The following is a 10,438-nucleotide window of genomic DNA, read 5'->3' on the forward strand; positions in this document are numbered from 1 at the left end:
GATCCTGGCCACCAGGGCCGTCGAGCGCGGTGGACCGCCGCATGCCCGATGCCGGAGACGCCGGACCCGACACCCCGGAGGCCGTCGCCCCCTGCGAGGGCGTCGACCTGGCGGCCGACCTGACCGGCCCGATGATGTGTGCCCCGGCAGACCGTGAGCCCTTCCGGGCGAAGACGAGCCCGGACACCGACTCGGCGTCCCGGCCCGCCACGGCAGCCACCGGCCGCCTGGTCGGCGCGGCGCGGATACCGAAGACAGCGGCCCGTACCCGGTGAGCCGGCGGGTACGCCCAGGCCGACGTGTACGCCGGGCTCGCCCACGCCGCGTCCGCGTGCCTCGGGCGCGACCGCGACTCGGCCGCCCGCGAGGCCACCGTCGGCCTTCTCCCGCCGCCGGTCCTTGCGCATGGCGCGTTGCTCGCCGAACTCGCCCACCTGGTCCCCGACGCCGGCGTGGACCAGCTGGCGTGCGCGGCCTGCCTGCACTCACCGAGCCCGCCGGACAAACTCGGGCGGCAGGGTGTTTCCTGCCGCCCGAGTGTCTGTGAGCAGCGCGGCCCGGTGGGCGGGCCGCCGGGTGTGCGGCAGCGACCACGACGACCCCGGCCCGCAGCTGGACGAGCAGCCGACCGAAGTCCGTGCGGCCCGAGGGGCCCTCAGGCCGCTGTCAACGCCGCCAGGGCGCGGTCCATCGCGGCGTTGAACTCTTCCGGCGTCAGCGGCAGACGGGACTTGACGTCCCGACTCCACTGGTCGGCGAGGACCTCGGCAGAGCCCGCCTCGACACCGTCGAGTGCCGCGTCGGCCAGGTCCGACGGCGCGATCTTGTCCACGGGCCAGCCCGCGGCCATGTCGGTGTCGGCCAGGCCGAGGTGTACCGCTGTGACGAGCGTGCCCTGCTCGGCGAGCTCCAGGCGGACGCCGTTGGTCATGGCCCAGGCGGCGGCCTTGGTCAGGTGGTAGGCATTGGCACCCTTGGTCCCGAACCACGACATGGCGGAGAGGACGTTGACGATCGCGCCCCCGCCGTTCCTGGCGAGCGCCGGCGCGAACTCCCGGATCATGCCCAGGTGGCCGAACATGTTGGTCTCCAGCTCGTGCCGCACCGCGTCCATCGAACCGGTGACCAGGTCGGTCCCCGTACTGATTCCGGCGTTGTTGATGAGCAGCGAGATGTCCGGGGCGGCCTCGGCGGCGGCCCTCACGGATGCGGGATCGACGATGTCGAGGGGCAGCACCTCGACCCCGGGCAGGTCCACGGTCTCCGGTCGGCGGGCCGTCGCGTAGACCTTGCGGGCGCCCCGTTCGAGCAGGCGCTGGGCGAAGGCGCGGCCCAGGCCGCGGTTGGCTCCGGTGACAAGGGCGACGGAGTTGTTGATGTCCATGTCCGGTACGCTAAAACCTGACGTTGACGTCAGAGGCAAGTGCTGGTCGTCAGGGCCATGGGTGAGAGGAATCACCATGACTGCCACAGTGGCCGCGGCCGAGCGGTTGATCCGCATCGGCGAGGTGGCACGGGGTGCCGGTGTCTCGGTGCGCGCCGTGCGCTACTACGAGCAGCAGGGGCTGCTCATCCCGGAGCGCAGCCCGTCCGGCCAGCGCCTGTACCGGCAGGACGCCATCCCCTTGGTCCGCTTCTTCCAGCAGATGTTCGCCGTAGGCCTGACCAGCCGAAGGATCGCCGAACTCCTTCCGTGCTGGGACTCCGGGCACACCGACGCCGAGCAACGAGCCATGCTGCGCGCCGAGCGCGAGCGCATCGCGGCAAAGATCGAGGACCTGCAGGCCGCCCTGGACCGCCTCGACGAGGTCATCGCGATCACGGACACGCACCCGTAGGCGCGGCCGGCCGGACGTCTCACCAGCGCTCTGACCTCGCTGTCTCAGCCGGGGCGATGAGGAGTCGTTGCCGGGGAACTGTTGTCGGGTGGCCGACGCGATGACGGTGGCGTCTGTGGCGGAGGCGGCCAGGAGCGCCCGGCCTCCGCCGGCCTCCGCCGCATGGGCGCCGGACTCGGCCGCGGTACGGCGCAGCCGGTTCGGCAAGTCGTGTGCCTCCTGAGGCGTGAGCAGGGGCAGTCGTTCGCCCGCTGTCTCCATCGACGCGAACTCGATCTCGTCCACGTCCACGTTCCCGTGGCCGTCCACGACCGTGACAGCGCCACGGGCCCCACCCCGGTCACTGTGGGGACGGCGGCGAGGCCACCGAGGCCGGAGACCTGAGGCGTACGCGGGCACCGACGTCCGGGCCGTCCACCCCGGCCGGTATCCGGTCGGCGCGCACCGTGGTCCGGCAAGCGGGGGCTGCTGTCCCACAAGGGGCTCATCAAGACGTGCCGGGCGCGGCTGGTGCAGCATTGTGGGCCGGCGACAGGCAAGCCGACGGGCGGCCCGTACGAGGGCCCACGGGCAAGAAGGACCGCCCCCACCTCGCGGTCCTGGCACACGCGAGGCAGGAGCGACGGTATCCGCCGGGCGACGAAAACGCTGCCCGAGTGCTCGGTCAACGAGGAGCGCACGTGGGGTTCCTCCTGTTCGCAGCAGACGATGACACCAGCAGGCGCACGCACCCATTGGGCTACTGGGCCCAACAGGACCTCAGCCGCACCGAGGCCTTGTCGAGCGGCCGGACGCTTTGCCGCTGCCTGCTCCCAGTGCTGGTCGGTGAACCTCGCCCCGGAGCATGAGCACATCGGCTGCCGCGCCTCCCGCTGGGCGTTCCCGTCACCGCGCTGCCCGGCGCAGACACCGGCGAGCCGAGCGAGGCCTTTGCCCTGGAAGCCCTCGGACGCGTCCTCGTCATGAGGGCATCACCTGATCGACAACGGCACCGCCCCTCCATCCACGTCGCTCACAAGGGGCGCCGCGCCGAGAGGACGCGGTGCCCCGCAACTACCGGCTTACACCGGTGAGGGCAGGTGTACCGCGGGCAGCAGCCCCTGTTCGATCTCCCGGCGCGGCAGCGACAGTCCGAGATGCTCACCCACCGCCGTGAACAGGCGCCTCGCCAACTCCTCTTCCTCGTCCTCGGCGTCCTCACATCCGGGGAAGAGGGCGCACACCGCCCCGGCCTGGCGCATGGCGGCATCCAGCGCGGCGAACGCGCCGAGGCGGTCCTCGACTGGGAATGCGGTCTTCAGCACATCCGTCATCGTGCCGTCCCCGTTCCTCTGTCTTCGCCCCCACGCTACCGAGCTCCGGGACGATTCGTGCGGGTCGATCAGCAGCGGTACAGGCGCACCCCGACCCGTCCGCCATGACTCCTGTCCGCTACCGCGCCGCGCACTGTCGCCAGTTCTCGGCGCCGGGCCGGCGATGGGTGACGCTCCGCGCCGAAAACGTCTGCCTCGGGCCCGGGCCCGGCCTCCTCGGGCATCGGCTCCTCGTCAACTCGGGTGCGGCGGACCGTCGTTGTCAACGGCATGGTCGGCGTGACCGATGCGGGCCGGAGCCTCCTGCGCGCCGTCGGCGGTCTCTCGGCATGGGCGCGACGAAGCGCATCACGGCGGTCCCGCGCATGCGCACGCCTTTCGGGCTGCGCCGACGGCAGGCGGACGCCGGCCGTGCCGCCGGACCCGCCCCTACGGTGGGGTCCGGCGGCGGGAACTGCACGCCGTTGCCGGCGTCTTCCGCTCTGGCCTGCTCAACGCCCTACGGCCGCGACCCAGCGGATCCGTGCTCGGACAGGTACTCTTCCGCGCCCGGTATCCGATGCGCGTCCTCGGCGCCCACCAGGCCGCCCGGCGCGTCCGCGTCCGGCTTGAGCGTGTAGGCGGCGACGCTCGCCGGACGGTGCACGTCGGAGAAGTCCTGCGGGACGCCGAGACCGGTGTCCGCGTGACGTTGCGAGCGGTGGGCCTTCACGACGTCCTCGCGGGCGAGACTGCCCGCGGCACAGGCCTTTTTGAGGTCGGCGCCGAGCAGCTTGGCGGCGTTGTAGCCGGACAGCACGCCCGAGTCGACGGGGGAATCCGGGTACCTGTCCTGGTAGGTCGTCACCATCCGTCGTACAGCAGGTAGTTGGGAGCTGACCGCAGGGGCGGAGCTGACCACGTGGAGCATCGCGGTCAGGGCCGGCGCGGCCGGGGTCTTCATCAGTTGGGGGGCGTAGCCCGGCGCGCTGCTGACGACGGGGACGCGCAGGCCGCGGGAGGCGGCGACACCGACGAGGGACGCGGTCTGCGCGGGCCCGGCGCTGATCAGGATCGCCTTCACCCCCTCCTTGCGCAGCGCCGAGACCTGTGCGGACAGGTCGGTGTCGGTGGCCTTGATCTTCTGTCCGACGACCTTCACGCCCGCCTTCCTCGCCGCCCAGGTGGAGCCCTCCAGGGCGTTGGCGCCGTAGTCGCCTTCGAAGTAGACGTGGCCGATGGTGTCGCCCTTGCGCAGCTTCTTCGTGCGGGTGAGGAAGTCGACGGCGGCGATCATGTCGAGGTCGTAGGTGGTGCCGAGGACCTGGACGGAGTCCTTCCCGAGCAGGGAGGCGGCCCAGGCCTGCGGGAAGGTGAGCAGGTGGTCGCGTTGGACGTCGTCGAGCAGGGCGGCGACCACGGGTGAGCCGATGACCTGCGGCAGGGCGACGACGTCGGGAGAGATGTCGGCGTAGGCGGTGACCGCCTTCTGGACGTCGTAACCGTGGTCCTTGACGATGATCTCGACCTTGCGGCCGCAGATGCCACCGGCCGCGTTGGTCTCGTCGGCCCACATCTGCTGGGCCTGGACGATGCTCTTGCCGAGGGTGGCGTAGGGGCCGGTCAGGTCGGTGAGGGCGCCCAGTCTGATGGTCCCGGCGGAGACCCCGGGGCCGGTGCGGACGCCGTCGGCGCCTTCGGTGCCGCTCTTGCCGCCCGCCTTGGCGCTGCATCCGGTGGCGGCGACCAGCAGGGCCAGGGCTCCGGCCGCGACGGCCGTGGTGACGCGGTGTCTGGGGTGCGGGGTGTTCACGGGGTCTGCTCCTCGGGTCGTACGGGGGCGATGGGGGGCGCGGGCGGGTGGGCGGGCGGATGTCCGGGCGGGCGCGTGGAGGGATGAGCAGAGGGGTGGGCGTGCGGGCCGGGGCGGAGGCGGGCGCGCAGGCGGCGGGTGAGGCCGTGCAGGCCGTCGGGGGCGTGGAGCAGGACGACGACGATGGCGGCCCCGTAGAGGTAGCGGGCCGCTTCCGTCGGGCCGACCGTGCCGTCGGCGGAGCCCGGGGCGGCGACCAGGGGCAGCTGGTCGGCGTACCGGGTCAGCAGCAGGGGCAGCGCGGTGACGAAGAAGGCGCCCGCCGTGGCCCCGGCGACCGAGCCCAGGCCGCCGAGCACGATCATGGCGAGGTAGTCGACCGAGAGGGCGAGGGAGAAGTAGTCGGGGACGATGCGCCGGAAGGTCAGGGCCAGCAGGACGCCGGCCGTGCCCGCGTACATCGACGACACGACGAAGGCGGTCGCACGGTGGCGGGCCACGTCCACACCCATCACGGCGGCCGCGATCTCGCTGTCCCGCAGCGCCGCGAGGGCCCGGCCGGGGCGGGAGCGCACCAGGCCCCGGCCGGTGAACCAGGTCAGCCCGAGCAGTGCCACGGCCAGGAACCACAGGCGCTCCTCGGCACCGAACGGCACGCCCAGCACGGTGAGTTCGGGCTCGTCCGCCATGAAGCCGAAACCGCCGAGACGCAGCGGTGGCACGGAGCGGCCGTTGAAGCCGCCGGTGACGGAGTCCGCGGTGAGCAGCACATGGTGGCCGAGGAAGACCAGGGCGAGCGTGGCGACGCCCAGGTAGATGCCGCGCACCCGGCCGGCGACGGGGCTGAACAGACCTCCCGCGACCCCGGCCAGCAGGACCGCGAGGACGGCGGCGACGGCCGTCGGGAGCCCAGGCCCCGGCTCTCCGGCCAGCCAGGTGTAGCCGTAGGCGCCGACCGCGAGGAAGAAGGCGTGGCCGAGGGAGAGCTGGCCGGCCGTGCCGCTGAGCAGTGACAGCCCGACGGCTCCGATGGCCGCGGCCACCGAGAACAGGCCGATGCGCAGCCAGAAGGCGTCCAGGTAGAACGGAGGAACGCACAGGACGAGGGCGACCAGGAGCGTCCGGGCCGGCCCCGGCAGACGGCGGTCAGACACGGGCCGCTCCCTTCGTGCCGAACAGTCCGGTGGGCCTGACGAGCAGGACCAGGACCATCACGGCGTAGGGGGCGACATCGCCGAACCCGTCGCCCAGCAGGCTCAGTTCCGACTGGTGACCGGCGACCAGCGCCTCCGTCAGCCCGATCAGCAGGCTGCCGGCGAGCGCGCCGGGCGGTGAGGCCATGCCGCCGAGGATGGCGGCCGGGAACGCCTTCAACGCGATCTGACCGGTGGTCCGCTCCAGGCCCGGCGCGGGGAACGCGGCGAGGAACACCGCCGCCAGCGCGGCCAGCGCACCCGCCAGGCACCAGGCGAGCGTGCGCACCCGGGACAGGCGTACGCCCATGAGCGCGGCCGCCTCCAGGTCCTCCCCGGCGGCCCGCAGGGACAACCCCCAGCGGGTGTGGCGGAACAGGCCGAAGACGACGGCGATGGCCACTGCGGACACCGCGATCGCGGCGAGTCTGCTGTCGGCGACCGTCACCGGCCCGACCCTGGTCACCGCGTCACCCCAGGGATCGCCCAGCGACAGCAGGTCTCCCCCGATGCGCCGGGACAGGTCGGTGAGCAGCACGATGTCGACACCGATCGTGACGATGGTCTGGACGTGCGCGGTGTGCGGGTCGGGATCTCCGCGTCGCAGCAGCAGCCGGTCGATCAGTCCGGCGAGGACGGCGGTGGCGAGGACACCCACCGCGAGGGCCCCGGCGAAGCCGATGTCGTCGTGCAGCACGGCGGTGAGGTAGCCGCCGAGCAGGAGCAGCGAGCCGTGGGCGAAGTTCAGGACGCCCGACGCCTTGAAGATGACGACGAAGCCGAGTGCGACCAGGGCGTAGACCGCGCCGAGGGCGAGTCCGCCGAGCAGGTCGTCGAGAAGACCGGTCACGCGGCTCCCTCCTGTGGCGTGCCGAGGTAGGCGCGCAGCACCTCGGGATCGCGGCGGACCTCGTCCGGTGTGCCGTGGGCGATACGACGGCCGAAGTCGAGGACCGTCACCTCGTCGGCGAGGCGCATCACCAGGCCCATGTCGTGTTCCACCAGCAGGACGGACAGGTCGAGTTCGGTGCGGATCCGCCCGATCACCTCGGCGGTGCGGGCGCGTTCGGCGGCGTTCATGCCGGCCACCGGCTCGTCCAGGAGAAGCACGCGCGGCTCCAGGCACAGGGCGCGGGCCAGCTCCACGCGCTTGCGGTCGCCGTACGGCAGCAGGCCCACCGGACTGTCGAAGAGCGCGCCCAGGCCGGTCAGTTCGGCGATCCGCCGGGCGTGGGAGAGGTGTGCGCGCTCCTCGCGCACCGCCCACGGCAGACGCAGGGCGCTCGTCAGGAAGCCGGCCCGCGCGTGGAGGTGCCGGCCGAGCATCAGGTTGTCGGCGACCGTGCCCGCGGTGGTGACGATGTTCTGGAACGTGCGGGCCATGCCGAGCCGGGCGATGCGGTGCGGGGCGAGCCTGGTCAGGTCCGTGTCACCGAGCCGGACCGTGCCGCCGGCGGGGCGGGTGAGGCCGGACAGCACGTTGAAGCAGGTGGACTTGCCGGCGCCGTTGGGCCCGATGAGGGCGTGCACCGTGCGGGGGCTGACCGTGAAGGAGACGCCGTCCAGGGCGGTCAGACCGGCGAACCGGACCGTGACGTCCCGCACGCTCAGAACGGGGACGGTCATGCGGCCCCCTCCTCGCCCAGGTAGAGACGGCGCACCGCGTCCGTGCCGGCGAGTGCGGCGGCGGGGCCGGACAGCCGCACCTCGCCGGTCTCCAGGACGTGGGCGTGGTCGGCGAGGGACAGGGCCATGCCGGCGTTCTGCTCCACCAGGAGTACGGCGGTGCCCTGGGCGTGGATCTCGCGGACCACCTCGGCGATCCGGTCCACCATGAGCGGGGCGAGGCCGAGCGACGGCTCGTCCAGCAGGAGCAGACGCGGGGCCGCCATGAGGGCGCGGCCGATGGCCAGCATCTGCTGCTCGCCGCCGGACAGCAGCCCGGCGGCTTGCCGGCGGCGTTCGGCCAGCCTCGGGAACAGCGTGAAGACGCGGTCGCGGGCCTCGGCCACCTGCGCGGCGCCGCGCCGGCTGAGACCGAGGCCGCCGCTGCGCAGGTTCTCGTCGACGGTGAGGCCGGTGAAGACCCGCCGCCCCTCGGGCACCTGCACCACCCCGGCCCGTACGGCGGCCACGGGGTCGCGGCCGTCGAGGACGGTGCCGCCGTAGCGGACGCGGCCGGCGCTGATCGCGCCCCGGTGCAGGCGGAGCGTGCCCGACAGGGCGCGCAGCAGCGTGGTCTTCCCGGCGCCGTTGGCACCGAGCAACGCGACCACACTGTCGTGCGGCACGGTCAGGGACACGTCGCGCAGAGCGGAGACGGCACGCCCGTACGTCACGTCCATGTGCTCGACGCGCAGGGCGGGCAAGTCGTCCGGTGGTGCTTGGGGCATCGCGGCTCCTCTGAACCGGGCCGGCGTACGGCCCGGGCTGGGTGCTCGGGGCTGGGAGGAAGCTCACGAGACCACGGGTGGCCGAAGCGGGGACAGGCAAGGGGGCGCGTTCGGTGCGGCGGCCCAACGAGCACACCGGGGAGCTGTGCGGGTGCCCAGCGGTCGGGGTGGGGGCGGGTCCGTGCCGAGCTGGTGGGTGGTCCGGAGGGCGGGCCGGGTGGAGCACGCGGGGCGGTGGCCGGGCGGAACTGCGCGGGAGCCGGAGGGCTTCTGTTGACGGTGGAGTCGCTGGGCGGTCAGGAGGTTGGCTGCGGGGGGGGCGGGCCGGCGAGCGGGGCATGGGGTGGCTCTCCGGGTACGGGTGGCCTTGCCGTCGGGGTTCGCTTCCAAGCGGGAAGTGGCCTTCCGGGCAGGGCGGCGGAGCGTGGCGTCGGTGCCGGCGGCGTGTCGCGCGCGGGGGCGGTGGACGGAGCCACGGGCGCATTGCAGGCGGCACGGTCCGGTGGGCGGCCGGTTGACCAATGGTCCGAGCGGGGTTCGCGGGGCGACCTAGCTGGGCGGAGCCACACGGCAGCCGGGGGCAGCCGCCGACGGTGGAGTCGCTCGGTCGTCAGGAGGTCGGCTGTTGAGGGACGAGTCGACGGGCGGTCAGGGCCAGGGCGATCTCGATCAGGTCGGCGGGGCGGGACAGGGAACGGCCGGTCAGCTGCTCGTAGCGGCGCAGGCGGTTCAGCACCGTGTTGCGGTGGCAGTACAGCCCTCTGCTCGCCCGCTGGGCGGAGCCGTCGCAGGCCAGCCAGGCGGCCAGCGTGTCGAGCAGCACGTCCGCGTCGGCCGGTTCCAGCCGTGCGAGCGGGCCGAACGCGCGCTCGACGAGGAGGCCCGCGAGTTCCGGGCAGGACACGACGAGCGCCTCGGGGAGATGGTCGGCGAGCCGTACCGTGCGGCCCGCGTCATCGCACAGCCGCAGGGCGGTGTCCGCCAGCCGGCGCGCCTCGCCGACCCCGGCCAGTCCGTCGCAGGGCAGGCCGATCCCGACGCGCAGCCCGTGCGGCGGCTGGTCCGGCACCGGCACGACGCCGTCCTCGGCCAGGACGATGCCGTGGTCCGTCTCCGGACCGGTGTGCCAGTGGGCCCGCACGCTCGGGGGCAACAGCGCCCGTACGGCCTCGGCGGACCGCTCGCCCGCGACCGCGACGACGACGTAACGGCCCTGCTCGGGCAGACCGAGGGCCTGCGCGGTCTCCGGCAGGTCGGCGATGCGGCCGGTACCGTCCAGCAGCGCGGCGGCCAGCAGCCGCACCCGGTTCTCGCGCCGCCACGCGAGCCGCCGTTCGGTCTGCCGGTAGGCGTCCGCGACGAGCGTGCAGTGTTCGTCGACGAAGTCCCAGACGTCGCCGGCCACATGCACCAGCAGCCGTACGTCCTCAGGGGCGGTGCGGGAGGTGACGTCGACCAGTTCCTGCCACACCAGCGAGCCGCCCAGCCGGAAGGCGTGCAGCAACGCGTCCAGGGGCAGCCCCTGTTCGGCACGGCCGACGCCGATGCGCCAGGAGCAGCGGTGTGCGGAGTCGCGGGTACCGCGCGGGTCGAGCAGCGAGGAGACGCTGTGCCGCAACGAGCGGTGCACCTCCTGCCAGACGCCGGGGTGGTCGTCTTCCAGCGCGGCCCGGTAGGCCGGTTCCCGTTCCCGGAGGGCGCAGACCAGCCGGTCGGTGAGACCGGGCAGGTCGTCCAGCAGCGCCCGGGCGGCGCGGTGCAGCACCCGCAGGGCCTCTGCGTCGATCAGCGACCGGGGGTGTGGTGCGCGCGGCCGGGACGCCGGCTGGGGCGCCGGGCGGAACGCGGGTCGTGGCCGTACGGCAGGACGCATAGGAGTCTCCCCCAGGGTCGGCTGACGCGTCGTGCT

Annotated in this window: 10 protein-coding genes; 2 read left to right on the forward strand and 8 right to left on the reverse strand. The window is 73.4% G+C overall.

Features of this window, described 5'->3' with window-relative positions; translation table 11 throughout:
* The first annotated feature begins 41 nt into the window (after positions 1 to 41).
* Positions 42 to 275 carry a hypothetical protein gene (locus tag ACH4LD_RS25945; protein WP_398056786.1) on the forward strand — a complete coding sequence of 78 codons (234 nt, stop codon included), beginning with the start codon at positions 42 to 44 and terminating at the stop codon, positions 273 to 275.
* 380 nt (positions 276 to 655) lie between these two features.
* Here the strand turns inward: ACH4LD_RS25945 and ACH4LD_RS25950 are convergent, their stop codons facing one another.
* Complete coding sequence (locus tag ACH4LD_RS25950; protein ID WP_398056785.1) at positions 656 to 1,384, reverse strand: SDR family oxidoreductase; 729 nt, start codon at positions 1,382 to 1,384, stop codon at positions 656 to 658.
* A gap of 76 nt (positions 1,385 to 1,460) precedes the next feature.
* On the opposite strand from ACH4LD_RS25950, the gene ACH4LD_RS25955 reads away from it, so the two are divergent.
* On the forward strand, positions 1,461 to 1,838 hold the full coding sequence (locus ACH4LD_RS25955; protein WP_398056784.1) for a MerR family transcriptional regulator: 378 nt from the start codon (positions 1,461 to 1,463) through the stop codon (positions 1,836 to 1,838).
* 1,061 nt (positions 1,839 to 2,899) lie between these two features.
* On the opposite strand, the gene ACH4LD_RS25960 is transcribed toward ACH4LD_RS25955, so the two are convergent.
* The 7 genes from ACH4LD_RS25960 to ACH4LD_RS25990 form a co-directional block, all read right to left on the reverse strand.
* Positions 2,900 to 3,142 (reverse strand): hypothetical protein, encoded by a 243-nt coding sequence (locus ACH4LD_RS25960; RefSeq protein ID WP_398056783.1) that lies wholly within the window; start codon positions 3,140 to 3,142, stop codon positions 2,900 to 2,902.
* A 508-nt stretch (positions 3,143 to 3,650) separates the two neighbouring features.
* Positions 3,651 to 4,943 (reverse strand): ABC transporter substrate-binding protein, encoded by a 1,293-nt coding sequence (locus tag ACH4LD_RS25965; RefSeq protein WP_398056782.1) that lies wholly within the window; start codon positions 4,941 to 4,943, stop codon positions 3,651 to 3,653.
* A complete protein-coding gene (locus tag ACH4LD_RS25970; protein ID WP_398056781.1) occupies positions 4,940 to 6,097 on the reverse strand; it encodes a branched-chain amino acid ABC transporter permease in 1,158 nt (385 codons plus the stop codon). Before ACH4LD_RS25970 ends, ACH4LD_RS25965 begins: the two co-directional genes overlap by 4 nt.
* Positions 6,090 to 6,986 carry a branched-chain amino acid ABC transporter permease gene (locus ACH4LD_RS25975; protein WP_398056780.1) on the reverse strand — a complete coding sequence of 299 codons (897 nt, stop codon included), beginning with the start codon at positions 6,984 to 6,986 and terminating at the stop codon, positions 6,090 to 6,092. Before ACH4LD_RS25975 ends, ACH4LD_RS25970 begins: the two co-directional genes overlap by 8 nt.
* Positions 6,983 to 7,762, reverse strand: a complete 780-nt coding sequence (locus ACH4LD_RS25980) for an ABC transporter ATP-binding protein (RefSeq protein WP_398056779.1) — start codon at positions 7,760 to 7,762, stop codon at positions 6,983 to 6,985. Before ACH4LD_RS25980 ends, ACH4LD_RS25975 begins: the two co-directional genes overlap by 4 nt.
* Positions 7,759 to 8,529, reverse strand: coding sequence for an ABC transporter ATP-binding protein (locus tag ACH4LD_RS25985; protein ID WP_398056778.1), 771 nt, complete (start codon positions 8,527 to 8,529; stop codon positions 7,759 to 7,761). The genes ACH4LD_RS25980 and ACH4LD_RS25985 overlap by 4 nt, the downstream gene beginning before the upstream one ends.
* A 610-nt stretch (positions 8,530 to 9,139) precedes the next feature.
* Positions 9,140 to 10,402 carry a PucR family transcriptional regulator gene (locus ACH4LD_RS25990; RefSeq protein WP_398056777.1) on the reverse strand — a complete coding sequence of 421 codons (1,263 nt, stop codon included), beginning with the start codon at positions 10,400 to 10,402 and terminating at the stop codon, positions 9,140 to 9,142.
* Positions 10,403 to 10,438: the final 36 nt, after the last annotated feature.

This window comes from Streptomyces sp. NPDC017676 (assembly GCF_044329325.1).
Lineage (GTDB): Bacteria > Actinomycetota > Actinomycetes > Streptomycetales > Streptomycetaceae > Streptomyces.

What these genes read in the sequence shown, in the direction of transcription:
- ACH4LD_RS25945 (WP_398056786.1), top strand. Translation starts at nt 42, where the DNA reads ATGCCCGATGCCGGAGACGCCGGACCCGACACCCCGGAGGCCGTCGCC.
- ACH4LD_RS25950 (WP_398056785.1), bottom strand. Translation starts at nt 1,384, where the DNA reads ATGGACATCAACAACTCCGTCGCCCTTGTCACCGGAGCCAACCGCGGC.
- ACH4LD_RS25955 (WP_398056784.1), top strand. Translation starts at nt 1,461, where the DNA reads ATGACTGCCACAGTGGCCGCGGCCGAGCGGTTGATCCGCATCGGCGAG.
- ACH4LD_RS25980 (WP_398056779.1), bottom strand. Translation starts at nt 7,762, where the DNA reads ATGACCGTCCCCGTTCTGAGCGTGCGGGACGTCACGGTCCGGTTCGCC.
- ACH4LD_RS25985 (WP_398056778.1), bottom strand. Translation starts at nt 8,529, where the DNA reads ATGCCCCAAGCACCACCGGACGACTTGCCCGCCCTGCGCGTCGAGCAC.
- ACH4LD_RS25990 (WP_398056777.1), bottom strand. Translation starts at nt 10,402, where the DNA reads ATGCGTCCTGCCGTACGGCCACGACCCGCGTTCCGCCCGGCGCCCCAG.